At 59.4% G+C, this 26215-nt stretch carries 25 protein-coding genes, 2 tRNA genes, 1 rRNA gene and 1 pseudogene (1 of these 29 cut by a window edge); 13 read left to right on the forward strand and 16 right to left on the reverse strand.

The features are described 5' to 3' along the window. The first annotated feature begins 59 nt into the window (after positions 1-59). Positions 60-1157: an IS5 family transposase gene (locus UCD39_RS13440; RefSeq protein ID WP_330495033.1), complete on the forward strand. Its 1098-nt coding sequence runs from the start codon at positions 60-62 to the stop codon at positions 1155-1157. Positions 1158-1471: 314 nt separating this feature from the next. Here UCD39_RS13440 and UCD39_RS13445 read toward each other — a convergent pair whose 3' ends face one another. The 7 genes from UCD39_RS13445 to UCD39_RS13475 all read right to left on the reverse strand — a co-directional run bounded on the left by UCD39_RS13445 (position 1472) and on the right by UCD39_RS13475 (position 8067). Then, positions 1472-3544, reverse strand: coding sequence for a TIR domain-containing protein (locus UCD39_RS13445; RefSeq protein WP_330496498.1), 2073 nt, complete (start codon positions 3542-3544; stop codon positions 1472-1474). 342 nt (positions 3545-3886) lie between these two features. Beyond that, the gene (locus UCD39_RS13450; protein ID WP_330496499.1) at positions 3887-4465 is read right to left on the reverse strand and encodes an IS3 family transposase; all 579 of its coding nucleotides are present in this window, start codon (positions 4463-4465) and stop codon (positions 3887-3889) included. Continuing rightward, positions 4434-5948: a group II intron reverse transcriptase/maturase gene (gene ltrA, locus UCD39_RS13455; RefSeq protein ID WP_442943625.1), complete on the reverse strand. Its 1515-nt coding sequence runs from the start codon at positions 5946-5948 to the stop codon at positions 4434-4436. Before ltrA ends, UCD39_RS13450 begins: the two co-directional genes overlap by 32 nt. A 534-nt stretch (positions 5949-6482) precedes the next feature. After that, a complete protein-coding gene (locus UCD39_RS13460) occupies positions 6483-6923 on the reverse strand; it encodes an IS3 family transposase (protein ID WP_330496500.1) in 441 nt (146 codons plus the stop codon). Next, positions 6923-7273 (reverse strand): transposase, encoded by a 351-nt coding sequence (locus UCD39_RS13465; protein ID WP_330496501.1) that lies wholly within the window; start codon positions 7271-7273, stop codon positions 6923-6925. Before UCD39_RS13465 ends, UCD39_RS13460 begins: the two co-directional genes overlap by 1 nt. Then, positions 7228-7887, reverse strand: a complete 660-nt coding sequence (locus tag UCD39_RS13470; protein ID WP_330496502.1) for a DUF6538 domain-containing protein — start codon at positions 7885-7887, stop codon at positions 7228-7230. Before UCD39_RS13470 ends, UCD39_RS13465 begins: the two co-directional genes overlap by 46 nt. Before the next feature lie 94 nt (positions 7888-7981). Next, positions 7982-8067, reverse strand: a tRNA-Glu gene (locus UCD39_RS13475). 367 nt (positions 8068-8434) lie between these two features. On the opposite strand from UCD39_RS13475, the gene UCD39_RS28520 reads away from it, so the two are divergent. From UCD39_RS28520 to UCD39_RS13490, 4 genes are all read left to right on the forward strand, one after another. Continuing rightward, positions 8435-8776, forward strand: a complete 342-nt coding sequence (locus tag UCD39_RS28520; protein WP_442943638.1) for a helix-turn-helix transcriptional regulator — start codon at positions 8435-8437, stop codon at positions 8774-8776. 360 nt (positions 8777-9136) lie between these two features. Then, the gene (locus tag UCD39_RS13480; protein ID WP_330496503.1) at positions 9137-9490 is read left to right on the forward strand and encodes a hypothetical protein; all 354 of its coding nucleotides are present in this window, start codon (positions 9137-9139) and stop codon (positions 9488-9490) included. Beyond that, positions 9418-11259: a replication endonuclease gene (locus UCD39_RS13485; protein WP_330496504.1), complete on the forward strand. Its 1842-nt coding sequence runs from the start codon at positions 9418-9420 to the stop codon at positions 11257-11259. Before UCD39_RS13480 ends, UCD39_RS13485 begins: the two co-directional genes overlap by 73 nt. A gap of 32 nt (positions 11260-11291) precedes the next feature. Next, positions 11292-11678: a hypothetical protein gene (locus UCD39_RS13490; protein ID WP_330496505.1), complete on the forward strand. Its 387-nt coding sequence runs from the start codon at positions 11292-11294 to the stop codon at positions 11676-11678. 89 nt (positions 11679-11767) lie between these two features. Here UCD39_RS13490 and UCD39_RS13495 read toward each other — a convergent pair whose 3' ends face one another. From UCD39_RS13495 to UCD39_RS13515, 5 genes and pseudogenes are all read right to left on the reverse strand, one after another. Continuing rightward, positions 11768-12208 carry a Ros/MucR family transcriptional regulator gene (locus UCD39_RS13495; protein WP_330496506.1) on the reverse strand — a complete coding sequence of 147 codons (441 nt, stop codon included), beginning with the start codon at positions 12206-12208 and terminating at the stop codon, positions 11768-11770. A 404-nt stretch (positions 12209-12612) separates the two neighbouring features. Further along, the gene (locus tag UCD39_RS13500; RefSeq protein ID WP_330496507.1) at positions 12613-13788 is read right to left on the reverse strand and encodes a DUF3991 domain-containing protein; all 1176 of its coding nucleotides are present in this window, start codon (positions 13786-13788) and stop codon (positions 12613-12615) included. 596 nt (positions 13789-14384) lie between these two features. Next, positions 14385-14906, reverse strand: coding sequence for a hypothetical protein (locus UCD39_RS13505; RefSeq protein WP_330496508.1), 522 nt, complete (start codon positions 14904-14906; stop codon positions 14385-14387). A gap of 154 nt (positions 14907-15060) precedes the next feature. Then, a pseudogene (locus UCD39_RS28525) lies at positions 15061-15120 on the reverse strand (hypothetical protein); the annotation flags it as partial. Between the two features lie 1194 nt (positions 15121-16314). Continuing rightward, positions 16315-16734, reverse strand: coding sequence for a plasmid mobilization protein (locus UCD39_RS13515; RefSeq protein WP_330496510.1), 420 nt, complete (start codon positions 16732-16734; stop codon positions 16315-16317). A gap of 606 nt (positions 16735-17340) precedes the next feature. Here UCD39_RS13515 and UCD39_RS13520 point away from each other — a divergent pair. From UCD39_RS13520 to UCD39_RS13535, 4 genes are all read left to right on the forward strand, one after another. Further along, positions 17341-17760 (forward strand): hypothetical protein, encoded by a 420-nt coding sequence (locus UCD39_RS13520; RefSeq protein ID WP_330496511.1) that lies wholly within the window; start codon positions 17341-17343, stop codon positions 17758-17760. A gap of 148 nt (positions 17761-17908) precedes the next feature. Then, positions 17909-18244, forward strand: a complete 336-nt coding sequence (locus UCD39_RS13525; protein WP_330496512.1) for a hypothetical protein — start codon at positions 17909-17911, stop codon at positions 18242-18244. Further along, positions 18244-18387, forward strand: a complete 144-nt coding sequence (locus tag UCD39_RS13530) for a hypothetical protein (protein WP_330496513.1) — start codon at positions 18244-18246, stop codon at positions 18385-18387. The genes UCD39_RS13525 and UCD39_RS13530 overlap by 1 nt, the downstream gene beginning before the upstream one ends. 18 nt (positions 18388-18405) lie before the next feature. Continuing rightward, entirely contained in the window at positions 18406-20910 is a 2505-nt protein-coding gene (locus tag UCD39_RS13535) for a DotA/TraY family protein (protein ID WP_330496514.1), read from the forward strand. 27 nt (positions 20911-20937) lie between these two features. Here UCD39_RS13535 and UCD39_RS13540 read toward each other — a convergent pair whose 3' ends face one another. After that, positions 20938-21282 (reverse strand): hypothetical protein, encoded by a 345-nt coding sequence (locus tag UCD39_RS13540; RefSeq protein ID WP_330496515.1) that lies wholly within the window; start codon positions 21280-21282, stop codon positions 20938-20940. Between the two features lie 239 nt (positions 21283-21521). Between UCD39_RS13540 and UCD39_RS13545 the strand changes: the two genes are divergently transcribed. Continuing rightward, on the forward strand, positions 21522-22292 hold the full coding sequence (locus UCD39_RS13545; protein ID WP_330496516.1) for a hypothetical protein: 771 nt from the start codon (positions 21522-21524) through the stop codon (positions 22290-22292). Then, a complete protein-coding gene (locus UCD39_RS13550) occupies positions 22289-22546 on the forward strand; it encodes a hypothetical protein (RefSeq protein ID WP_330496517.1) in 258 nt (85 codons plus the stop codon). The genes UCD39_RS13545 and UCD39_RS13550 overlap by 4 nt, the downstream gene beginning before the upstream one ends. 313 nt (positions 22547-22859) lie before the next feature. Here UCD39_RS13550 and UCD39_RS13555 read toward each other — a convergent pair whose 3' ends face one another. The 3 genes from UCD39_RS13555 to UCD39_RS13565 form a co-directional block, all read right to left on the reverse strand. Further along, positions 22860-23042 carry a hypothetical protein gene (locus tag UCD39_RS13555; RefSeq protein WP_330496518.1) on the reverse strand — a complete coding sequence of 61 codons (183 nt, stop codon included), beginning with the start codon at positions 23040-23042 and terminating at the stop codon, positions 22860-22862. Between the two features lie 144 nt (positions 23043-23186). Next, positions 23187-24161, reverse strand: coding sequence for a site-specific integrase (locus tag UCD39_RS13560; RefSeq protein ID WP_330496519.1), 975 nt, complete (start codon positions 24159-24161; stop codon positions 23187-23189). 140 nt (positions 24162-24301) lie between these two features. Next, positions 24302-24377: transfer RNA gene (locus UCD39_RS13565), tRNA-Glu, on the reverse strand. Between the two features lie 185 nt (positions 24378-24562). Between UCD39_RS13565 and UCD39_RS13570 the strand changes: the two genes are divergently transcribed. Beyond that, positions 24563-24718 (forward strand): hypothetical protein, encoded by a 156-nt coding sequence (locus UCD39_RS13570; protein WP_330495676.1) that lies wholly within the window; start codon positions 24563-24565, stop codon positions 24716-24718. 343 nt (positions 24719-25061) lie between these two features. Beyond that, a 16S ribosomal RNA gene (locus UCD39_RS13575) occupies positions 25062-26215 on the forward strand (it continues 344 nt past the right edge of the window).

Consider the following 26215-nt stretch of genomic DNA (forward strand, 5'->3'; position numbering starts at 1 on the left):
AACCCTTCCGTCTGAGTTCCTGTCGTGATTCGCTTCCTCATGACGCTGAGGAGGATGGGATGCGTGGCGGAGACATTCGGACGGAAGGCTTGTTTTCGTACGTGAGTTGCGAAGCGCGTGTTCCGCCAAGGCATCCGCTTCGGGCGATCCGGGCGATCTGTGACGAGGCGCTGGAGGTTTTGTCGCCGGACTTTGAGGCGATGTACGCGAAGGTGGGTCGTCCTTCGATCCCGCCGGAGAAACTGCTGCGGGCGCTGCTGCTCCAGGCCTTCTATTCGGTCCGGTCGGAGCGACAACTGATGGAGCAGATGGACTACAATCTGCTGTTCCGCTGGTTTGTCGGGTTGGCGATGGACGCCCCGGTGTGGGACGTGACGGTGTTCACCAAGAACCGTGAGCGGCTTCTTGGAGGCGACGTCGCGGCGAAGTTCCTGGGGGCGGTGGTGGCCCAGGCGCGAGGCCGGAACTTGCTGTCGGACGACCACTTCTCGGTGGATGGCACGCTGATCGAGGCCTGGGCGTCGATCAAGAGCTTCCGGCCCAAGGATGGCGGTGGCGACCCGCCGGGCCCCGGTCGCAACGGGGAGCGCGACTTCCACGGGGAGAAGCGCTCCAACCAGACCCACGCGTCCACCACCGACCCTGAAGCCAAACTGTACCGCAAGAGCAATGGCCAGCCATCGCGCCTAGCCTACATGGGGCATGTGCTGATGGAGAACCGCAACGGCCTGGTGGTTGGTGCGACGCTGACCCAAGCGACCGGCACCGCCGAACGCGAGGCGGCGTTGGCATTGGTCGACGGGCTGAAGCCGACGCGGCGGATCACCTTGGGCGCCGACAAGGCCTTTGATGCGCGTGAGTTCGTCCGGGAACTCCGTGCCCGCAAGGTGACGCCGCATATCGCCCGGAATGATCACCTGACCAAGACCGGGGCGCGGCGCACGTCCGCCATTGATGGACGCACCACCCGCCACCCCGGCTATGGCGTGTCCTTGCGTATCCGCAAGCGTATTGAGGAGGTCTTCGGCTGGATCAAGACCACCGGCACCTTGCGCAAGACGCGCCACAAGGGAACCGATCGCGTCGGCTGGGCCTTCATGTTGACCGCCGCCGCCTACAACCTCGTCAGACTGCCCAAGCTGATGGTGGCGGCCTGACCATGCCCGGATTCCGCCTGCAAACGGCGGAAGCCGGGGAAGATGGCCGCAAAAGCGGCCCGTAGCCCCTCGATCAAGCCTTCAATCGGCTTGGCTCATGGGGAAAGGGGCCTTAACGCTCCATTCTTCCGCACCCTGTTAGAGCGATGTTGCGCCAATGGCATTAACAATTGACCTGTTCCCGGAATGTCGGTGTAGGCGCCAAACACGGCGTGGGCCAGCCCATTCCAGTCAAGGACGCGCCGGCCAATCTTCGCCGCAATGACATCGCTCCCGCCCAGTAGGACCGGTCGATCACGACATCCGTTGGCGCGTTACCGTCTTGTAGACGGAGCCGTCGGTTCGGATGATGTTGGCAAGCCCGTCAGGGCGCACGGAAAGCCGAACTGCCAATGCCGAACGGCTTCGATTGTCTGCTGAAAGCCTGCATCCCTTTCGAATTGATGCTGGGTATCCGCTGCCGCCCGCAAGGCGGCGGCTTGATGATCCTTCGCCTCCTTGAAGAGGGAGAGACGGCGGTCTTCGCCAGTTTGGGCAAGGCAAGCCATCTTGCGCTGCAAATCGCCGAGGAAGTATTCAGCGAAGAATAATCGTAGTTTCCAGCGCCTGTCGTCTGGATGGCTGACGGATAGTTCTTGGAATTGCTTAAGGCTATTAATAAAATTGAGCAGGGCTTCCTGAAGCTCCATCTGATCGACTACACCAACACCTTGCAGGGCCTGGTCGATACGAGAAAGTTCTTGATGAAATTTTCCCAAGCGTTCGAGAGTTTTCGCCATTTCCGTTAGAAGATCGACACGCTCGGGATCCAGTTGGAGCAAACTGGTGGTTAGATCGAGGGCATGGCGGAAATGATCGAGCGCCGACGTGAAATCGGCCACCTCCCGCTCCCCATCACCAACCAGACCTAGGCTCCAGACGTAGTTCCACTTGTCATTGGCATTGAGCCGGTTTTTGGCCGCTATGTCCTCACGCAGAGCTAGACTCCTTTTATAGTGGGTAAGTGCCGCGTAAAGCACTTCCTCATGCGTCTTGGGGAACGGCAGCGACGGTGGTGGAGATGTATTTGTGACCTCAAAATACTCCTCACCGCGCCGCAGAGTGTCGCCGAGCCGATTTTCCTCCTGGGCCGCCGCCCGCCGCCAATCCTCGTTATTGGGATCTTTGGCGAGAAGCTGGGCACGCAGATCGAATGCGAGCATGTAGTCGGCCCACGCTTCCGGGAAATGTTGTGTCGTGCGCTCTACATCACCCAGGCGGTCGTAACTTTCCGTAAGACGCTGCCAATCAGCATCTTGTCCAGACACTTGGGCAATTGCCTTGCGAATGTCGACCGCCTCGGCATAAGGCGCGCGCGCATCCTCCAATTTCGTTGCGCGCAGGACGTCGCCCAGAAGCATGAGCCCTTGCGCTTTCAGATCGAGCCAGTGGAGGTCGCGCGGCGCTGGCGCGAGCCTTGCTGCTACCTGGCGCAGCCCCTCATCGATCGCCGCGCGCTGCGCTGGACGGTCGCCCAGCAGATCGTAAACCTCAGCATAGCGATACTGCAGAGTGATGATCACCGTCGCGAGATCGCCACCCTCCCTCTGGATGTCCCCTGGATCGACCCGGCTTGGCAGTTCGGCTACGTTGCTCGCGATTTCACTCAGAAAAGCCTTCAGGGAATCCGAGCGTATCCCGATCTGGTTTTTCATATTGGTGACCTGTTTGGTCATACTGTTGATGGTCTTGATCGCCGTGATCAGGTTCGCCACCGCGATTTCGTGTTGCCTTTGGGCTTCAAGATAACTCCACCAGGCAACGCCTGCCAAAAAGGCCAAGACACCGACGGCCATGCTCAAGCCGATGATCCGCCGTCGCTGTGTTCGTTGCTCACGCTGTATAAGCTGGTCAAGGCCAAGCCCCATCAAGCCGGCCAGAATCTTCATTGTTCCGGATACCTCGCCGTCCTTCCCGGCGCGGAAATCCGCATTCAGCTTCTCGCCAGCTTGGCGTAATTCCGGCGGATAGCAAGCAGGAGGATCATCATCGATGATGACAGGAAATATTCTGTCACTTTTTCCAAGGCGGCGGAACTCTTTGATCTCGTCGTTGACGTAGCGGCTAGTGGCTGCGTTGGCGGAGCAGAGGACGATCAGTGCGTCGGATCTAGCCAGAGCATCATAGAGCAATGGCGCCAGGGGTTGGCCGGCGGCAAGTTCCTCGCGATCCCTGAAGACTCGGCCGATTTTGCGACCAAACCAATATTTCTTACCGTAGGCAGACGCAACGCCCCATGGAATGCTATAGCGCTCCAGCCGCTTGTGCAGCCGCGCCGCAATGGCCCCATCCTTGTGGCTGTAGGAGATATAAGCAGCGTATCGAGAAGCTGTAGTCGTCGTGGGCATCTTCTCACGTCACCTATCGTTTTAACTGATAGACTCAATTGGGCTGCTGCCCAAACCGAAGGCCAGATCACCAAGCTCAAACTCGTCAAACGCCAGATGTATGGCCGCGGAAAGCTTGACCTCCTCCAGGCCCGCGTCATCGGTGCCGAATGATCTGCCCATCATCAAGTTTGCGTCAGAGCCCTTATTCCATGCCAATTCATACACACCTCGACCTCGATGCCTAATTCGGCATCCAACTGCCGGATCACTTCGACCCGCTCGCGCTTGCGGTCGGCGCCCTTGGGGCGGGCGGTCAGCTTCGCTTCGGCGGGTGGAGTGCGCCCCTTGGGGTGGACAGCTTCAAGCCGCGGAATTGACTGGTGATCGGGCGTGTTGTTCCTCGAATGCGATAGGGCTGAGATAGCCCAGCGCTGAATGAAGGCGCCAGGCATTGTAAACCAGATCGATGAAACGCGGCAGATCGGCCACGACGTCGTCGAAGGTCTCGTACGCCATGGGATAAACGGCCTCGACCTTCAGGGTTTTCATGAAGCTTTCAGCTTTGGCGTTATCGTAGGGATTGCCGCGCCGGCTCATGGAGCCGACCAAGCCGTTGTCCGCCAAGATCTTTCGATAGGCGGCACTGGCGTATTGACTGCCCCGGTCGGTGTGCTGAACACAGCCGGTGGGTGGGTTTCGCGCGGCGATAGCGGCCTTCAAGGCCGCGATTGTCAGTCGGGTGTCGATGGAGCGGCTGATCGCATAGCCCACGACGCGGCGGGACCAGGCGTCCAGGATCACGGCCACGTAGACGAAGCCCTCCCAGGTGGCGAGTGGAGTAGGAAGCGCTGGAGCGCTTCCCCTCCCCGAACCGTACGTGCACCTTTCAGCGCATACGGCTCTCCCTTCAACCTTGGCCCAGGGCCATGGCGACATCATGATAGCGGGAGGTGACGGTGTTTCGGAGTTCGTCCCTGAAGATGTAGGGATTTCGCTCCGGGTTCCGCCACCGGAACTGCGCCTTCTGGCTGGAGACCAGTCGACGCAGCGCCTTGCCGACGGGATTTCCCCGATTGCTTCGGCCATAGACCAGCCAAGTCTTCGCCTGGCCGGTGGCTGGAGCTTGGTACCATTTCCGCATCAATGGCTTGATGCGGGAGCGATATTTCCGCGCCAGCCAGTGCGCCATTTTCCAGAACACGACGGTGTCGATGCGCCGGAACGTGCGCGCCGTGAAGTCGGTGAACTTGTAGAACGCGGCCCATCCCACCAGTTGGCGGTTCAGGCTGTCGATCATGTCCACCGCAGCAACATCATGATTGCCGGAGAGGGCTTCGACCAAGCGACGGGCGAAGGTCTTGGCTTTCTCCTTGGGTATGGTGGTAACCACGGACATCCTTCCGCTCGACCCCCGCTTGCGAATGATCCGGTGCCCGAGGAAGACGAACCCGTCGTCGACGTGGGTGATATGGGTCTTGCCCATATTCAGCGTCAGCTTCAGGCAGCCTTCCAGGAAGGCCCGGCATTCCTCGCGGATGGCTTCGGCTTGCGCCCTTGTCCCTTTGACGATGACGACGAAGTCATCGGCATAGCGGCAGTAGGCGACAGCGGGCTTCCATTGCCGGTTCTCTCGAACCGTGATGGGGCGCCCCTGCTGAATGCCGAAGTTCCAGGCCCAGCGGTCCTTGCGGGCTTTCGCGCTCAGGTATTTCGCCTCCAGCCACACATCAAACTCATGGAGCATGATGTTGGACAGGAGCGGCGACAACACGCCGCCTTGCGGAACCCCTTCGCTCGACGCCACGAACAGGCCACGGTCAACGTGGCCCGCCTTCAGGAGACGCCAGAGCAGATCGATGAACCGATCATCCCGAATGCGCCGCCGGACGCAGTGAAGCAGAAGCCGGTGGTGAACCGTGTCGAAGTAGCTCGCCAGATCGCCTTCGACGATCCAGCGTCCCCTCGTTCCGGCGTCCCCATCCTGCAACTGGAGCTTCACGGTCCGGACGGCGTGATGTACGCTGCGTTCCGGTCTGAAGCCGTAGGAGAGGCGATGGAAGTCGCTTTCCCAGATCGGCTCCATGGCCATCAGCATCGCGCGTTGGACGATGCGGTCCCTCAGGGTCGGAATACCCAGTGGTCGTGTCTTGCCGTTGGCTTTGGGAATATAGAGTCGCTTGACCGGCTGTGGGCGGTAGTCCCCCGACAGCAGGTCCGTTCGCAGGCTGGCCAGGTGTTCCCCCAGTTCAGCCTGCATCCACCGCTTGTCCATTCCGTCAATGCCCGGTGTCTTGGCGCCACTCGACGCCAGGACGATCCGGGCGGCTTCGGCAAGCCATTCCCCATCGGCCACGAGCCGGAGGAGACGATCGAACCGGCGGTTCGGGTCGCTCTCGGCCCATGTCGCGAGCTTGTGCTGCATTTCGCTGATTATCAAAGGTCTTCACCTCGTTGGGTCAGGTAGTTTGCACGCCAAGCCGGTTGAACTGTCCCCCTTCGCCATGTGACAGGCTTTCCCTGTCGCGGACTACTACGAGGACTCCGCCAGCATGATGGGCATCGGGGCCAACTCCCTTGGCATTCCATCACGCCTTCCCTCGTTCATATGCTGGACGTTCACGCGCTGGGGAGGTTGCCGGTCGCAGTCCTTGTCCTTGCGTCCCGCAAGTCGACGCCGATCCATGGTCTGGCTGCGTTCTCCCCATGGGTCCCCTCGGGTCGCCTTACATCTGCGCCCGAGTTCGGATGCCATCGACTTACGTGTCCGACGGCACCATCGGCATTCCGCCTGTTAAGCCGTGTAGGCGAAGGCGACATTTCAGCCCTCGGATGCGGTTTAACCGGTTCGTGTTCCTCAACCTTCCAGCACTTCAGCCTCGGGGACCATCTCGGCGTAACGGCTTCGCCTCAGTCCCCTTTTCCTGCGGGCTACGTCACCCTGTCAGTTGACGACAGGTCACCGCCGCTTGGGCTCATGCCCCCCACAGCAGAGGGCAGGGCCTTCGTTCAATTCCTCCTTTCTCCTTGGCATTCCAGTCATATGCACCCCGGACCATCCGGGACGAGGCGCACCATAAGTGATGTCGCCGACCCAGAGCTGGTCGGGCCCGGTAAGGGTCATGTCCGCCGCCCGGTTCGGGAAAATCGGCTCGTCATGGTCGCTGTCGGTCGTGGCGACGAAGCGCCGCCGGCGCCGGGGTTGGAGGTCGTGCTCGCGCATGAGCCGGCGCACCTTCTTGCTGTTGACCACCAGCCCCTGCTGCCGCAGTTCCGCACCGACCCGCCGATAGCCGTAGCTTTCGAACTCGGCGCAGATCGCCTTCATCCGGTCCAGGATCATGGCGTCGCCATCGGTCTCGACGGGCACGTCATAGTAGGTGGAGCGCGCGATCCCCATCAGCCGACAGCCTTCGGCGACGCTGAGACCGGCGGGCCGGCAATTACGGATGTAGTCCCGCTTTTGCTGGAGCGTCCGTGCTTCAGCGCCCCCTTTAGAAACTCGATCTCCAGCGCCTGCCGGCCGACCAGCCTTTCCAGGGCGGCGATCCGCCCTTCGTATTCCACGAGAAGGTTCGACGCCTCAACCTCCTCGTCGAATTCGCCGGCCTCTGCCTTGGCGACCCAGACCCGGATCAGGTTGCGGCAGATGCCATGCCGCCTCGCCAAGCCGTACAAGGCTTCCCCGGCCGCGTACTCGTCAACTACCTGGCGTTTGAACGCGATGCTGTAAACTCGGTGCTTCGCCATGACCCCACTCCTGCAAGGCCCGACATCACCGTCAATCTTTTATACCCGCTGTGTCCACCCCAAGGGGCGCACTCCAACTTTTCTGGGGAGTATTCATCCGCCACTGACACACGTTCCAGCATGTCCTTGGCGGACCGGTCGTGTTCCAGGCCGTCGACGGCGTCAAGAAGGCGGCGCGTGGCGTGATTGACCTGTTCGGTTCTAAGCTCCGTCTGGTCCACCTCCAACTCGCCCTGTTTCCGCGTCAGGTCCCATTGTGTGTAGAGGCTGCTGCAGTGGGCGACTGCCCGCTGGCGTTCGGCTTCGGGCAGCGCCTCGATCTGGCCGACCATGGCTGCGTATTGCGCCATGTCCATGACCTGGAGGTCGCCGACCGTCAGGTCCTCGACCGGTTTGCCCAGCAGCGCCGCAAGCATGGTCCGCCTGACCTCGCCCCAAAGGTGGTGTGCCCCGACCAGGAGTTTAGCCGCGGTGGCCCGGGCTTGGCGAGGATCGTTGGTACGCAGGGAGCGGACGTAATGGGTTCGGCCGGTCAGGGCGGCGACGTCGGCGGGTTGACGGACGCGCAGGTAGAGTCGCTGACGACGTTGGACGATGTATGGGATGCTGGCCAAGATGGCGTCGCCCTTGTGTGTCACAGACGTGTGTCACACCGATCCAGGCTGGGCGCCTATTTTGCCAGGTAACTCAAACATTTAAGCCAAAGTATGGCGTCCCCTAGGGGATTCGAACCCCTGTTACCGCCGTGAGAGGGCGAAATCAACCCCAGGCTTTCAGCCGTTTTTGGCGGATTTCCTGGAGTTTATAGCGCAGATAAAAGCGGCTAAGGCACGATAAGCGCATCTCAACTGTCCCGCAATTGTCCCGCAGAAGAATGCGACGGAGAGCGCCTAAGGGCAGTCGAGGAGCATCTTAGCTCCCATATTCACCTTGACCGGCACCCGGAAAGGCAACAAAATCATCGGACCTACGTAGGAGCCCCCGCCGCCAAGGCGAGCGGAACAAGGGTGATCCAAGGCGTAGCCAGGTAGTGTCCCGGCCCTTCGCGGTCGGGCTGCCCAGGGGGAAGAACCTGGGCCTCGGGGAACCGAGTAAAACAGCGGCAGAGTACCCTGGTAGCCGCGCGATTTGACCTCCGAAAAGGGGGCGAAGGCGCGCACCATGGCACCCACCACCACTACCCAAACCCAAATCCACGAGATTCTGACCCGTAAGGAAGCCGCTGCCTTCCTCCGGATCTCGGTCCGAGCGCTTGACGCCCTGGTCTCGGCGGGCACGGCCCCCGCCAGTTTCATCCTTGGCCGAGGCCGGATGTTTCCGCGCCTGGATGTGGAGGCTTGGATCCGGCGTCAGATCCAGGCGCAGGGCTGGTCGAGCCGGCCGGCTACTCCGCCGCCGGCGTCCCCGGGCCTGGCAAAGCGCGGCCGCGGGCGACCTCGCAAGGCGCCAATCGCCCAAGCCGCCACCCGTCGCAATTCAATCCCCACCCACCCCCAGGCGTGAAAAAAGGCCCGGCAGTTGCTAGCTGCCGAGCCTTTGCTTTGGGTGTGGATGGAAGGACAGACAGTATCAGAACAAATTGACACCCTGATATTGTCTGACCGGATGAGGATGGTCAACAGAAATTAGCGCTATTGACCATAAATTAGCCTAATCCGCGACCGCGCCCAAGCCTTCACGCCTCCCCCTCAGGGAGGCTGCATTGACTGTACATCCCGCCGCCCCCACCTTCGGGCGCATCCCCCGAACCGAAGCCGAACGACTGCTTTCCCGCTGGCGCCAGTATGACGCCCGCTTGGCGCCGGCTATCGATTGGTCAGCGCCAGCCCCGGTCCCCACGGCAAGCCAGGTCGAGGATCGGCCATGACGCCCGCGGCCGACACCCTCGACACCGCCGGCGCGCTCACCGACGCGGACCTTGACGCCATCTTTGGTCCCGCCGTTGTCCTGATCGGCCCCGACCTGGGCCCCGACCTGGACCCCAGCGACAGCGACAGCGACAACGACGACGATGACGCCCCTGACGCCCCTACCGTCGACCGCGCCAGCGCCAGCGAAGCGAACGCGCGGGCGCGCGACCTGGCCGCCCGAATCATGGCGCTCGGCGTCGAAAAAAAGCGGCCAGCTTGTCGACCCTATGCGAATTGCCCGTTTCGGTCGCGGCATTCGTTCTCCGGTCGGCGGCGAGGAAAGCGGGCTTCGGCGAAAGAGAACTGACTAAAATCAAGCCGTTATGGCTGGTCTGGCGCGAAAAGGACGACGAACTTGGGGAGGCCCTGTATCCGCCGACCGACCCAGAACAGCCACAGCCGGAAGACCTAGACGGCTACGCCCTTGTTGGGACGGTGAAAGCGGAGGCGGCGCGCCGGGACTCCTTCATCGCGACCTGTGCCAGGGGCGGGATCGATGAATATCAGGCCGTCGCCTTCGAGCGGGCCCGCCTGCTTCACAATCTCAATTTCCGCGAAATAATAGACGCTTCGGAAATCGATAAAGCGCCAAAATACTGCCCTGACTGGGTCCGCGCGCGGCAAGAATACGAGGAAAAGTGCGATAAATATGTAGAACTAATGGAACGGGCGTTCGCGGTCGAAAGAAGAGAATATAGCGTCAGGTATCTAACCCTGATCAGAGAAATTAGAAAGATGCTTGCGCATATAGTTGATAATGTAAAAATCCAGAATTTTTCCATTCTTGATTTTGATGCGCGCTATTATGACGAGAACATTATGGAAGAGGCCGGAAAATATGTCGAAAAAAGTAAGAAATTTGCGCATCTGGTTGAAGGCGAGAACGACAATATAAAAGAGAACACATATCGACGCCTCACAAACGTCAAATGGTGGTCTAAGTATTTGCGCGAAATTTCCATCGCTACTTTGTGCCATCTGGAAATTGTTGCCGGAATGGTCCATGGCCGCACGGGCGGTCAACGGATCATCGGGAAGAACACGCTCAACCTGTATATGCACATGGTCCGAAAGAATATTGAACATTCAAAGATGCAGGGTGTGAGGAAAAAAGGGGAAAAGGAACTGCCGCAAATATCGCTGTACGATGTCATCGAAAAATCAGCGCAGAATAAGATGGCTAAATTCTACGCCATTTCTACCGCTTTGGATGAAGTCGCCGAACGTAACAACTTCATTGCGTTGTTCGTGACCGTGACGGCGCCAAAAGAATACCATCTAAACCCAAAGAACAAAAATAAGGAAAAAAAAGGAGAGAACGACACCGCTGATATCAACTACGCCTATACGCCAAAAGATAGTTCAGAATACATAATGACGCCCTGGAAGCGGGTGCGCGCGGCGTTAAAAAAGGGGCATTATCCCCACTTTGGGTGCTGGGGACAGCAGCCGCACGACGACGGTACGGCCCATTTACATATTATTATTCACGTTCCTCGCGGCGCTGAGGAAGAGGTTGCCGAGATATTCTTTGATAGGTATGGCGTGACTTGCGGCGATCCACGCCGCCGCATCGATGGTGACCCGACCAAAAAGAAGCAGGACGAAAAATTTCATCCTGCTTGCGCGATTATTAGGGTCGACCCGAAGGAGTACGAGAAGCGGACCGGGAAGAAGGGGGCGCGAGCGTCAACGTATGTCAGCCGCTATGTTAACTGCTTTGCGGCGTCGACGATTTCGACGGCGGCGGCCTCGGATGGCGCGGGGGGCAAGCAAGGCGATACCCTGAAGGTCATGGCGTGGGCGAGCGCCAACCGCTTGCGACGAGGGCAGTTCTTCGGGTTGTCGGCCGGCACCCATAAAAAATGGGATATTTTATACGCAAAAAAAGATAGCTGGAGCGAAGAAGCGCAGCCGTGGGAGCAAGATCGGGGGAGATCATCCCCCGGATCTGGCGCGCCCTGCGCAACCGCCGCGCGGCCGACGCCCTGTTGGCCATGGGCGCCCTGGATCCAGCGAGGGACCTGGCAGCCTGGAACAAGCGCAGGGAGGCCAAGGCGGCAGCCGAAGAGATAGAGAGGGAAAGGGAAAAGGCTAGGGCCCTGGGCGTGGCCGACAAGGCGAGACGCGAGGCGGTGAGGGCCCACATCCTGCACCTGAAAGGCCAGATCAGCACCCTTTGCGAAGACATCCGAGCCATCAAGGCCAAGATCCAAGAGGGCAAGAAGCGGCTTGAGTTCGTCCGCGAATCAAAGGTGGGGGAAGAGTTCGGCGACCTCCGGGAGGTCATTATCGGCGTGGCCGACACGCGGACCGGAACCGAGGTACTGCGGGACCGTTACGAGGTCATCGACATGTCGGAGATCTGGGGTAAAGCCGCAAAAGGCGAGCTACAGTTAGAGTTGAGTGTTTCAAGCCGGGGCCAGACCTGGCCCTCCGGGCCCCGTGGGAAGGCAAACCATCCCCCGGATCCGGGGTCTGTGGCGGTAGAATAACGCTACGAAATAGGCAAGAAAGATCGGAAAAAGAGAAGCCCCGGCAATGGGATCGCCGGGGCTTGGGTGAGGCATTAACTAGGTCAGATCTACTCGGCGGCCTCGGCCCGCCGACCCAGGCCCGCGGCCTTGGCCAGCCCGGAACGCTGCTCGGCGTAGTTCGGCGCGACCATGGGATAGTCCGCCGGCAACCCCCATTTCGCCCGGTACTCGTCCGGCGTGAGGTTGTAGGCCGTGCGCAGGTGACGCTTCAGCATCTTCAGCTTTTTGCCGTCCTCCAGGCAGACGATGTAGTCGGGCGTCACAGACTTGCGGACTGGCACCGCCGGGACCGGCTTCGGCGCGGGGGCAGGCTGCTCGACAACAAGGGCGGCGACAACCGGCTCGGCAACCGGGATCGACAAAAGCCGGGTCAGAGCGGAATGGACCTCGGCAAGTAGAGCCGGCAGTCGATCCGGGGGCGTAGCAGGGTTGGCGGCGCTGGCAGCAACAATGCTGGCGGCCAAGGTGACAATCTTTTCATTGTCCATATCTGTATCTCCGAATAAAACTTAGCATCAGGAAGGGGCTGTAGGTCAGTTTGATGAGCGTAATTTAGTAGTAAGACCCGCTATCTTCAATATGAAAATGAATGGCGGCACATAAAACAAATAAAAAGTCAACAATGCTGGCCAGCATTGCGTTATAGGGGCGGAGCCCGCCACCTTCTCAGCCGCGCAGCGGTGGGGCTCTTCTCTGAACTTCCCCTTTTCCTCCCTACCAGGGCCCAGGCGCCGCAGGCGCCTGCAAAGAAAAGGAAGAAAAGGGGCCGCCTATCCTGGCGGCCCCGACCAAAGACGAACCCTTTACTTTCAAGCTCCCGGGCCCGGTTCTGGCCCACCGCCCCGCCCGCCGCGCCTGGCCGATCCTGGGCCAGGCCCAGACCAAACCTGGGTCAGCCTGGTGCCGGCCCCGGGCGATCCGCGGCCCGGCGCGCCTGCTCCGTCTGGGCGGCCTGGGCCTGGCGGCGCTGTTCCTCCTGCCGGAGGCGCGCCGCTTCCCTCGCCTCCCCCGCCACGAAAGGGGCTTTTGAATCAACTAGATGTGCGACGCGGGGCGGGCCAGGTGGGCGGGCCTTTACCTCAGCTTCGCGGGCGGCTGCCCGTGAAGCCAGCACCTCATTCCAGTCCCGCCCACCGTCAGTGCTGGTCGGTCGACCATCGCCGAAGGGCCGCCCGACCCGCTTCGCGGCCTCCTCGATCAACGAGTGATAGGCATTACCGGCGGCGTCTGAGTCAACGGCTGAAGTAATATGCATCCCGTCTGGCAAAGAAGAGAAAATAGCTTCAAGCTGACGCCGAGTGACGCCGTTACGGATCGCAATATAGGCTGTATTACGCAATTCTCTGTGAATGGCGTAATGCGACATGCAATCAATCGGGCTTTCGCAAACCACCAATTCACTGTCATTCGGGCGGATATTGCTACGCCACACGCCTATATCCGCTCCTGCGGAATAAAGACGGAATGAACGTCCGCCATCTGCCGTTGCACGATTTCGTTTCTCGACCGCGATAATTTGACCTTTGCTGTCGCGATATGGGAAGATGGCATTATGCCGGCTATCTTTCTTCCAAGTCCCCGCGAAACGCTCGCTACGAATAACATTCTCAGGGATAGCGCGGACTTTGGTCAGGAATGCGGGTACATCAGAATTACTAGGAAGGGCGGCCCATTCTTCCCGTGCTGCCTCGGCTGCCGCTATTTTTTCTTCCGGGGTGCGGACCCTGGGCGCCGCAGGGAGGTCAGCGACGCCGACGCCAGGGGCGAAATCACGCAGGAAGTCTTTGGCATCGCCGTACTTCATTCCGGCGTATTCACAAAGAAAATCAAAGACATACCCCTGGTGGCCCGTGTTGTCCGACCATGCCCAATGGCCATTTTTAGGCGAGCGTCCAATAATGACTTTAGCCGCATCCTTTCTCATTACCGTATGATTAGCGCTAGACGCGGAACTATCCACGGTAAAGCCGAAATGAGCGGCGACATGCCGCAAATCTATGCCTGACTTCATTCGCTCGGCTTCTTCTTTTGACTTGGCGGGGTCGAAACGTGGAGCGCTCTGAGTCACAATAACCCCTCTTTCTTTGCGAATTGAAGATTGGCGAGGTCCAACAAGTCGAGCATCATCTGTGTGGCTGGCTTCTGCTGCGGCGGTGTTGGCCTTGGTGTCGGGCTTGGAGTAGTCAAGTCCGGCGGAATTGGTGGGTTGAGCGAGAGAATTGCCATCAAGTCCGCCATTTCCTCGATAGCCTCCTGAATTATTGGCTGAACTGGGTGTTGCTGACTCTCCGGGTCCGCTGAGTGCGGCGCCGATAACTTGCGGTTCGCGGCCAGCAACGACAGGTATACTTGCCACAGCAGGCGGTTGGCCGCCCTGGCGAGCCCCGGAGGCGGAACGCGGATCGAAGAGGGCGGGGGCGGCTGCTGGCCGGACAGAAAGTCCAGTGAGGGCCGGGATAGGCGCATAGGCTGCATAGGCTGGTGCGGCATGGGTGATGTCCGGCTCGGAGGAGGGCGACAGCGCCTGCGGCGCTGTCTGGACCCGGATAGGAGGGAGAGAAGGAGGGGGAGCGGAGGACGCCCGAACGGGCGTCGGCGCGACGGCGCCGGCGGCGCCAGGGGCTTCGCCCCCTTCGAAGGACGGCTGCGGGGAGGGGGCGACCTCTAATCCTCGCGCGGCGGGATCGAGGCCCCGTCGCAGGTTAGGATAGGTGGTTGATTTTCCTCGCTTTTCCAGACGATGGCCCGCATGACCTGGCAAAACACCTGGGCCGAAATCGGGTCGGATGCCGGCCGTCCGCTGGTCTCGCCAAGCCCCATCCAGATCGCCCAGTGGCACGATTCGCATCGACTCAATGGTACCCGGGGGGAGTGCTGGCCGCCCACCAGGGCTTGGCGCCCGGGGCGCAGCGGGACCCCTGGGACCACGCTGACGCCCCGGCCGGCCGAATCGTCCCATTCCTGAATCTCCGCGGTCCGCTCGGCCTCCGGATCCCGGGCCAAAGCCAAGGCCGTCCCCGGCGACGGGGTCGGCTGCGCCAGATCCGGGAGCGGCGGCAGGCTGTCCGTGCCCGCCTCCTCCAGCGCCAGCGGGTCCTGCTCCCGGGCTGGGGCTGGCGCCGCGTTCGACAACAGAGACGGCGGCGCGTCCCATTCCGGCAGGTCGATGGTGGGCAACAAAGTCATTTTTTTCCTCACTATTGCGGCCGGGCGCTCCCGGCGGTTGGGGTGCGGTTGATAAGAACAATTGGGGAACAAGGCGGGCCACACGGGGGCCGCTGTCGGCCTCGACCGCCAGGCCGGCGGCGCGGGCGGCGCGGGTCACCTGGCTGCGGAAGGCCCGATCACCCTGGAGGACCCTGATCGACCCCCACCCCCGGCTCTTGGCCTCCTGGATCATCAGGTTGATGGAGTTCTGAATCGCGGCTGTTGGTGGTTCTGATCCGCGCCGTCCCCGCCAGGATCTGCGTCCCGCCGGTCAACACGAGGCGGCCGGCGGCCGGATCTATAAAGCGAAGGCGGGCGAGGACAGCGGGGGGCAGGGGATAGCGCTTTTTGCTCCATTCCGTGGCCTTTCTCTGGACCCACTCCCTTCCGTCAGCCTTCGCGCGACGTAGGGCCAAATCAGAGCGCGTTTTTTCGTCCCCGCCCCAGGAAAAGCGGCTCCGGTGGTAGTCTCCGCGCCGCTGGACCAGGGCGGCCAGGCGCGCGGCGGCCTCGGCCGGATCTGTCCGGCGGGCCGGCGTGGCCTCGGCGGCGGCGGCCGGGATCAAGCCCGCCGGTAGGTCGCTAACCTTCTGAAAAGTCGAGGAAAAAAGCGGGCCCTTAAGCCGCAGGCCATGGGGGGCGGCGGGGCCAACGACACTCAAATAGTCGGCCCCCTCCCGCCGCAGGGTCCAGCCCTGGCCGGCAAGCCAGGCGGACACCCCAGCCCGATCCGAGATCCGGCCGGCCTGGATCTCAGCCATGACGCCGGCGGCAAGCTCCTCCCGCTGATCCGCTCGCCCGGCCTTGGCCAGATGGCCGGCCGGCGCGACCGGCCGGGCCCGGGCCGGGTCCGTCGGATCAGCCCAGCCTTCCCGCCAGTTCCAGTAATCCCGAAGTGCATCGTAAGTATTTCGTGCTTCGGCGCCCGGGGGGCAAGGATTGACCGACTTTAAACGCCCGCCATGAAGTATGGCGCGTGGTATAACCACGTTCAATTCTAGTCTACCCAAGTGCGTATGGGTCGACCAAAGCGTCATAGGGCGATTTTCGCGGGGAATACCCGCGAATGCCACGTCCTCAAATCCATCGATTAAATCATTGATCTTGTGACGTAATTCTTTGTCCCCGGCATTGAATTCGGCGACATTGATGTCGCTCGCGGCGAACGACAAGACAGCGGACGAATACTTTCGCTCAAACGGAATGGACGAAATAAGTGCGGCCATCAACTTCGGATCGCCGCGAAGGATTTCCGGCTTTGGGTCACGAAGGACCAATGACTTCTTACCGTCCGGCCCTTCCTTGTAAACCGACTCGTCTAGGAGGTACTTTATCGCACCTCGACCGGTCTTATCGTCCGCGCCAGAGTGCCCTGACCACATCACCATCATTGGATTTGGTCCATGGCCTGGGAAATAGCCACCTCGACTTTCCGAAGTGCCTGAATTATTTGGCGGGCGTCAGCTTCCTCGCGATACAAGTTGGCGTGGTGCGCTATCTGGTTGATATTATTGGCGATATTACTTAGCAACCAAACGCGGCGACGCTCGGCCTCCTCGGCCGCTAGGTCGCGGGCCGCCGGCTGCGTGAGCCCGGCCGACACCAAGACCCGAAGGTAGTCCCCGCGGCTGAGGCCGGCGGCTGCGGCCTGGGCGGCCAGGGCCTCAGCCTCGGCCTCGGACAGCCTGGCCTGGATCCGGCAGGCCCGCACCTGACCCGGCCGGCGGGACGTACGCGGGCGGCGGTGACGGCGACGCCCCGCGCCACCGTCACCCTCGCGCCCACCAAGATCCGCCAGATCTACCATGCTGCACTCGCCAGCTAGTTAGGGCCGGGGCCGCGTCAGCGGCCCCGGGGGGTCCAGGGGGGTAACCCCCTTGGCAAGGTCCGAACGGCCCCGAAGGGAGCCGGTCGGGGAGCCTTGCTCCCTCCGTAAAGTCAGATGGTCGGCTGCCGGTCCAGTTCAAGTAAAAAATAGCACATGGCAAAATTAGGACGCATCCTAACTGGTCCATGCTAAGCGTTGGCCAACGTGAGCCGACGTTGGCCAACGCTATAATCTGGTCAAGACGACGCCATTTATTCGACTTGTCGACGTTGATTATTTGCAAAAAACGTTGTTCAACGTGAAAAAACACTTGTCAACCACGTTCCGGCCGACAATATCTTGGGTGAGACCGGTCAAAGAACGGTCTGTGAGGCCAAAATGGAGGAGAGAGAAGGATGATAAACACCGCTGAGGCGGCTCGACGATATAGAGCGCAAAAAGAAAAGGATAAACAAAGACAAATGAAGATGAAAAAGGCCCGAGAAGCCGCTGGTCTAGTCAGAGTTAACCTCTGGATACCAATAGAGCAGCGGAAACAAATCGAGAGTGACCTGCGTAAACTCGTTAAACAGATGATGGATCAAAATGAAAGACAATAGAATAAGTTACATCCACTTAGTGGAGGAAATCGACACGGCCGAAAATTACGATTTTGGCCGCCGTCTTCGGCGCCTCGTCGGGTGGCGGCACTGGGTCTATTCGGGCTTCGGCTTAGCCTTTGCGACGTCGCTATTGGCCTTCACCCAGATTGGTGACGAAGCGCCAGCATACCGGGCCTATCAATGGGCCTTTTATTGGATCATCGTCGTCATGCTCCTGCATCGGCAAGCAATTGCTGTAGTCAAAGTCGCCCAGGAACACCCGCAAGGCGCGTTGGGTGGCGGTCTTCGCGACGCTATTACTTGGTTCTGCAAGCATCCGGCGGGGGCGACTTTCACGGCGATGGGCCTAATTACCTCGGCCGCGACGCTCGCCCTGGGCGTCTACAGCGTTTTTAAATTCTAACCTTGAAGGAGACACGAAAATTACCGCCAACAACAGTAACGAACAAGTCAACGCGCAGGACGATGTTGCGGAGTTCGACAATAAGCTCAGGGAAAACGGGGAATATGATTGGTGTATCCGTGCGCTGGTCATCGCTCCGCTGTTTCTCGTGGCCTTCCGCTGGTTCATCCTCACATCTCACCATGACATCCTGGCCGTCTGGATTGCGGGCGTCATGGTGGTTGTCTTGACGGCTTACGCGATCGCGGGTGTATTTTCTTCGCTTTACTCCGCCAGGAAGGAAATGGGCTGGCCGGCCGCCCGGCGGTGGGCGGCAAATCGAGCCCGCCGGGCGGCCACCGTGGCGCCCTGGGCCGCGATCGCCGGCGGGATCCTGACGTTCGACCGGGCGTCGGCGGCGCCGGTGGCGGTGGCCGGGGGCGTGGCCGCGATGATCGGATTCCTGGCCTTGGTCGCCCGGCTCGGCCGGCGCCGGCGGCCCTGATGATCGGCCGCTTTTTTCCGCGGGTCCTCGCCTGGCGGCGCCGGGCGGGGGATACGCCCCAAGGCCGGATCCTGCGGGATCTGGGCGATATCGCCGCCCTCGCCGCCCTGGCCGGCGCGCTGTCTCTCCTGAGCCACCTCTGAACTAAGGGAAGTAAGGCCATGAAAAAGATGCGGATTATTCGAGTTATTTGCTTCGTGCTGCTGTCTTCCGTGGCCATTCCCTCGTTTGCCTTGGCCAGCGACAGCGCGTCGACAAATAATTCAGAGACGACGGACGCGCTTTCCAGCGTCGTTGGCCAAATGGACGCCACGGCGAAATACTTGCTGGACTCTCTGAAAAGCACAAATACATCAACTGACCCAATGGTAAAATACCTTGTCGCCATTTTCGGCCCTGGTGTTGCGTCTGGCGCCGTGTCGTCGCATACGTCGACCGTAATATCTAACGTCGTCAGCATAATTACGAAAATAGTCTTCGTTTTGGCGGCGTACAGGATGGCATATAATGTCATTGTTGGCATCTGGAATACATCACAGGAAGGGAATGTTGCGGGTAAATATTGGAATAATGGTTGGCCGATATTTCGAAGCGTAATCGCGCTGCCGCTCTTGGCCCCGCTTCCGAGCGGATTTTGTCTTGTCCAAATATTAATTATCGCGGCGACCGTCAACGGCATCGGTCTTGCGAATAATATTACTAGCTTTAGCACAAAGCTCCTCGTCGAACAGGGGGTTCCTCTTTTTGTACCGGCATCATCTTCTGTAGCCGTTGGATCAGTGACAATAAATAAGCTGCTTGACATCATGATTTGCCGCGCGGTGATGAACAGAGCGGCAGATAGAAACAATATGTCAGCGCCAAATTTACCACAGGATATTGCCAGATATTTGGAACACACCAAATTAACTACCTATAATGCCCCCGAGCAAGGAACTAACCTGGCTAAGAATGGCATTGCCTTTGGCAATTCCAATTGGTCCGGTAATTTAATGTCCGCCAATAAACTATCCCCTGGAATGGCCGACCACATCTGCGGCGCCGTGATCGGTAATACAGTCACGCCGGACACAAGCGTCATAGATACCGTGGGCGGGCGCGCCCAAATCGAAGAAGCGCGACAGAAAATCGCCGTCGCGGTCAGCAATGCCCAAATCCAAGCGATCTATGATGTTCTTCGTTATGCCGGAAATCCAGGCGCTGCCAGCGGGAGCGACGCAGTTCCGACCGAAAGTGAGCTAGATAACGGCCTCCTTGGCACGATGGCCACAAATATAGTTCTGGAGTCCGTCCTAAGCAACCAGAACGAAGTGCTTGGATATGCGGGCAAACAGGAAGCGTTGGGCAAAATAGATTACACAAATTACCTTGATGTTCTTTCAAACTATTACTCCTATGCCCTCCAAGACCGCGTCAGCAAGGCTATTGGCGGCGCTCTGTCAAATAATACCGTGACGGCCGCGCTGTCGGATGAGATGAAGGGGGCTGGATGGACGGGAATTGCGAGGTGGGCAACCACAATAAATAGAGTTAATTCAACGATCTTGACGTCTGTAGAGGGCGCGAAGCCGGATATTGCCGCGCCTAATATTAAGGCGCTGCACTTCATCGAACATATGAACTCTGCGATGGAGGTGGCATCGAAAATAAAGTCCATGTCTGCTTCATCGGTTGCCGTCTATAACGCATCGACCAACAAGTTGACTGGCAAGAAATGCGAAAATACGGATAGCGAATGTCGCACTAGGCTGCTCAGCGAGGAAAATATTGCTCGCATGATTTCGGACCAGTGGGCGGGCAATGGAATTATCGGTTGGGCGACCGGCATTGACGGCAATAGCGAAGGAAAGAGCGAAACAGGAACCCTCATGACCCGGCTGATTAACTTCGGACATTGGGGTTTAGTGGCGGTCCATTCGACCATGGTGGTTATTGTCTCTGCCCTCACTCTCAGCGGGATTGACGTTGAAGTCTTTGGGACCGGAGGTCATCTTGATTTGACACCCGTCACGTCGTTCGTCGGCCCCCTCATTTCCAGCTTCATCACAAGCATGGAAGTATTAATGGGTGGTCTGGCATATGTTCTCCCGATCCTGCCCGTTCTGCGATACTCAACTCAAATATATGACTGGTTCCGTCATACGGTGATATTCTTTATCACCAGTCCGTTTTGGATGTTTGCGCACCTTGATCCAAGTGGAGATGGCCCAACGGGCGATGCAGGTAAGCAGGGATATTTCTTCCTGGTGCGTATTTTATTCGAACCCGCGATGATGGTTCTGGGATTTTTCCTTGGATTGGCCGTCTTTGAGATGTTCGGATCGTTCGTGACCAAGGAAATTATCTTCGCGTTCGATATCGGAACGGCTGGATTTACTGGCGGCTTGATCAAGCTGCTCTCATTTTTGGCCTTGGAAGCGGGGGCCATGGGTGTGATTGCCTGGAAGGCGTTCGGGATCGGCTCCGAAATAACCGCCCAGATGTCGCATTTGCTTGATTTCGGCAGCCACGATGGCGGCGGGGAAAGCGAAGCGACCGAGGCGAAGAATTCGACGGTTGCGACGCTGTTAAAGATCCAGAATGCCGGCAGCTTCAGGGCCGGAAGACCAAAGCGGCCGCAAAACAAAGACGGCGAAATAGGGCCTGGAAATCTTGGCAAGGAATAAGCTAAGGCAAGGGAGACACAGGGGTTTTCAGCCCCTGTGTTTCGCAGGATTCTTAACCCCATGCCGCATCATGAAAGCGTCAAAAGCCCGGTCAAATACCTGACGAAGGATCGTGCGACGGCTACCGTCAGCCAGATATTCTTCTTTTTCCGTAGGCTGGAGCAAAGGGTTGCCGGGGTCCAACCGCGCCAGTTCGGCCCGCAAAGCAACAACTTGCGCGTAACGGCCTTCTTCCGCTGAGCGCATGACCAATCGCTGCATAAAATCAGCGTTCGCATCAGCAGCGTCCCGCTTTGCCTGATAATAGTCATTATCAGCGCGTTCGCGTTCGGTCTTGGTGAAATACTTGCTGGCAAACATCGTGATCACCACATGGGTTAATCGAGCCTTGTATTAGCATAATACTCAAAAAGATACGTAGGTGCAAGCACAAATGTTTCGCTAACGCAACAAAAATCCTTTCTCCCTACAAGGATATTCGCTTTTTCCCCGCGATTATCGTGGAACGATGATCGCGCGGCCCACCTATGCTTGAGATATATGCCCTTGTTCGCCTCGTCCAACAACCTACCTGGTTTTTCTCGATACAGGTAGCCGCGGATCACGCCAGAATGCCCACCGCCGCCGAACTTTCATCGGCTGACCCCGCCGCCCAGCAAGCTGAAGCTGAGGCCGAGCTAGACCGCCAGCTTACCCAGGGCGCCCATGAAATCGTCGCGGATGCGGCCGGCCATCGCATCGATCGCGCTGCCCTGCCGGTGGGCCAGGTCCACAACGGCGTCAGCTTGGTGGAGTTCTGGGGCCTGGACGCGCCAACGATCCAGGTATGGCGCCTGGAGGTGACAGCCTCGCCCGGAAGCCGGGTGGACTATACGGATCCAACAAGTCAGCAGCTATTGCGTGAGATGCTGTCCGTCCGCCGCCTGGACGTAGGCGCCTTGTCGGCTTTGCTGGCGCGCATCAAGGCCCGCCAGGTCGCGGCCTTCGGGCCGGGCCTGGGAGGCGTAAAGGCGGCCATGCTCATGGCCCGCGTCCACCAGGCCATCGAGCGCCCGGAGGACTTCCCCGGCCTGCTGAGCGACGATGAACTTGTAGAAGCCTACAAGATCTCAGCGAACATAGGCCCCAAGTTCGGCTGGTCCCATGACCTCCTGGTCGGCGCCGCCACGACGCCCGGGTCGGCAATGTCCGGCTTGAAGTTGCGGAAGTGGACCGTCCCGCCCTGGCTTCGGCGGACAAACAAGGTGATCCTGTTTCCGCCGGTGGCTCTGTGCCTGCTGGCGATTGAACGGCTGCTGTCCGCCGCGGAATCCCACTACAGTCAGAAGAAGGCGGTATTTCGGGATGAGATGCTCCGCCGCAACATGGCCATACCGAAATGACCGAAGCTGACGCCAACGATCCCCCGACTCCGCGCCTGGCCGGCCTCCTATGGCTCCTGGGCGCGGGCGCCTATATCGCGGTGATCGTCCTAATCCGCCGACAGCTTGATCCCAGCTTCTTCTCTCCGGCCGGCTGGTGTTTCGGCCTGGGACTGATCTCAGCCGCCCTGACGCGCCGTTGGCCGCTGGTGTCCTCGGGGGCGTGGCTGGCGTTCGGGGTGGCAGGGGTCCTGCTGGCGGTCTTCCTGCCGTGACCACAGATGTGAACAGAAAGGGGCAGCAGCGGTGCTGCCCCTTTCGAAGGCAAATTATGGCAAATGGTCAGTGATCACGTACCAGCTTGGCGGGGATGATGGATCGTAGTACAGATTGTAATTGCCAAGCGTAACGTTGTATCCATTGACGGTAACTACTGCCGTATAAGGATAGCCTGGAACTGCACATCTACGCATTTCCGCCAAGAATGAATGAGACTCTAAGCCGCTGCAATCTCGGTCGACTTCTTCTTCCGTCGGTAGACGTGTAACTGTTAGGTATGGCATACTGGGCAACTCCATTTGAGTCAGATTATAAAGAGGGGCCGCCTTCGTCCGGCTCATCATCCTTTGTATCTTCAGAAGGCGCATCTGTTAATTGTGCTATATACTTTTCAGCTTCAGCTTTTGTGCTGAAAGTTTTCGTCACGTATCCCTGATTTGTTCGAATCCTAACCTGCCATTTTCCCGGTTCCGGGTTGGTAATTTCAGCCAATGATTTTCTCCCTACAATCAACTTAGTTCGCCACTCCCGGCGGCCTTGGAGAGTCAACGAATTGACTGCATTTTTCAACTGTCGGCTGTTTATGTTCTGATTTCATCGGTCGATTTAATGAGCGTCCCCGTTTAGCCAGCCCCGCTAATCCAACCGCCGCGCCAATTCAACTGCATCCGCGTGGTAGTAGCGCGCCAGCATCGAAAGCGTCTTGTGGCCCGTGATTTTCATTAATTCTAGGCTGGTATAGATCTTTGCCAGGCGGCTCGTCGCCTCGTGCCTTAGGTCATGAAAAGTTAGGTCCAGAATTCCAACCCGATCTACGACCCGCCCGAATGTGACTTTCAGCAACGCCTGATCGACCGAAACCACCGGGCCACCCTTCTTCTCGCCATATGTGGGGAAGGCCCGGAGGGCCGCTATGGCCGCCGTCGAAAGCGGCACCTGCCGAATCTCGCCATTCTTCGACCCGGCGCCGGAGAGTCCGCGCACGGTCATAACCCGCCGATCCAAATCCACATCCGACCAATCCAGGGCGCAAATCTCCCCCTGCCTAGCTGCTGTTTCAATCGCCAGCCGCGCCATAGGGGCGAGCCAGCACCCATGCTTACTCTCAGCTAGGCCGGCCAACAGCGCTTCCTCTTCACCGTCCTGAAGGCGCCGCTCACGCTTCCGGTCGGCGCCCTTGGGCCTTGCTGTCAACGTCGCCTCGGCGGGATTAGACGGCATGTGGATGCTCCATTCCCGGCGTCCGTGCCCAATGGCGGTGGCGATGAGGTTGACTCGGCGCACGACCGTGGCTGGTGCATAGCCTGAAGTCAGCATCCGGTCGCGAAACTCAGCGATGTCCCTGGGGGACAAATCCGATAGCCGCCGGAGGCAGATTTCATCGTCCCCGATCACCAGTAGGTGGCCGGCTTCCTGGTTGGCGCCGCGCTTGGTAGGCGTCACGGATTCACGATAGCGCTGAAGGAGCGCGCCCAGCGTGGTGGAATCGGCCTGGCTGTAATCGAGGTGGACGCGGCGGTCCATATCGGCCTCGACCCCCGTTGCCCAGCGCTCGGCGTCGCGGCGCTTCTCGAATGTCTTGGATACCGGCTTGTGACCGAGGCGGCGCACCTTGGCCTGGTAGCCGATGATTTGGCCGTCTCAATTCTTCCGGGGGGTGATGGTGGCCACGGCAGGGACTTCCTTGCAATGTTTTGCAAGGCTACTGTCCCGCAATTGTCCCGCAAATTCCAGCCAAAACGCTGAAACGCTGGCGTCCCCTAGGGGATTCGAACCCCTGTTACCGCCGTGAGAGGGCGGTGTCCTAGGCCTCTAGACGAAGGGGACGAGGCCGTGTGAGGCCGGTGATTTACGCCAATAGGGGCTGGAAGCCAAGCCCTTATTTGGCCAAGCCCTTATTTGGAAGGAAGCCGGGCGACCTTGCCGACCGGCGGTAAAAACCCTTTGGGGCCCCTTACACCCGCGTGCGCGCGAGCATATGTATGGGGTCCTGAGGTTCGGCAAAAATCGTCATGGTGCTGCAAGATTTCTGTAGACAGGCCCCCGGTGGGGTCACTATAACCCCGTTCACCGACGCGGCGGGCGACAACGAACGGCGCGACGGCGAAGCGATCCCTGAGTTCTGGCGGATGACGCTGGTGATTGAGGGGTTGCGGTTCTGGCGGTAACGCCGCTGGACGAAACGGAATTTGCCCTTCCTGTCCGGGTGTGGGCTGATCCTCGTGGGGATCGGTCAAGGACGGGGTTGTGGTTTGAGCGCGTATTTGCGTTTGGGTCACGGGTTCTTGAACAAGTGAACGTCTTGAGAAGGGATGCGCAGACGGCGGTTCCGATGATGGGCCCGGTACGGGCAGCAACATGGAAACGACCAGAACGCATCTTGAATACATGCTCTGAAAATGACCCTCGGGCGATCGGGGGTTCAGGAACGGACTTGGGTTTAGGTGCCGACGAAGGTTGGTTTCCGCCGAGGTTCTTGATTGCCGGCGACGGCGATTGGGATACCGCACAGAACCTGAGAGTTTGATCCTGGCTCAGAACGAACGCTGGCGGCATGCCTAACACATGCAAGTCGAACGAAGGCTTCGGCCTTAGTGGCGCACGGGTGAGTAACGCGTGGGAACCTGCCCTTTGGTTCGGAATAACTCCGGGAAACTGGAGCTAATACCGGATGAGCCTGATGGTTGTGGAGACTGTCAGGGAAAGATTTATCGCCGAAGGAGGGGCCCGCGTCCGATTAGGTAGTTGGTGAGGTAACGGCTCACCAAGCCGACGATCGGTAGCTGGTCTGAGAGGATGATCAGCCACACTGGGACTGAGACACGGCCCAGACTCCTACGGGAGGCAGCAGTGGGGAATATTGGACAATGGGGGCAACCCTGATCCAGCAATGCCGCGTGAGTGATGAAGGCCTTAGGGTTGTAAAGCTCTTTCGCACGTGACGATGATGACGGTAACGTGAGAAGAAGCCCCGGCTAACTTCGTGCCAGCAGCCGCGGTAATACGAAGGGGGCTAGCGTTGTTCGGAATTACTGGGCGTAAAGGGCGCGTAGGCGGCTGCTCAAGTCAGGCGTGAAATCCCCGGGCTTAACCTGGGAATTGCGCTTGAGACTGGGCGGCTTGAGTTCGGGAGAGGTGAGTGGAATTCCCAGTGTAGAGGTGAAATTCGTAGATATTGGGAAGAACACCGGTGGCGAAGGCGGCTCACTGGACCGATACTGACGCTGAGGCGCGAAAGCGTGGGGAGCAAACAGGATTAGATACCCTGGTAGTCCACGCCGTAAACGATGAGTGCTAGACGTTGGGGTTCTTAGAACTTCGGTGTCGCAGCTAACGCATTAAGCACTCCGCCTGGGGAGTACGGCCGCAAGGTTGAAACTCAAAGGAATTGACGGGGGCCCGCACAAGCGGTGGAGCATGTGGTTTAATTCGAAGCAACGCGCAGAACCTTACCAGCTCTTGACATCTACTGACCGGTACGGAGACGTACTTTTCCCTTCGGGGACGGTAAGACAGGTGCTGCATGGCTGTCGTCAGCTCGTGTCGTGAGATGTTGGGTTAAGTCCCGCAACGAGCGCAACCCCCATCTTCAGTTGCCATCATTTGGTTGGGCACTCTGGAGAAACTGCCGGTGACAAGCCGGAGGAAGGCGGGGATGACGTCAA

The sequence above is a fragment of the Nitrospirillum karajorum genome, from assembly GCF_036348415.1.
Lineage (GTDB): Bacteria > Pseudomonadota > Alphaproteobacteria > Azospirillales > Azospirillaceae > Nitrospirillum > Nitrospirillum amazonense_B.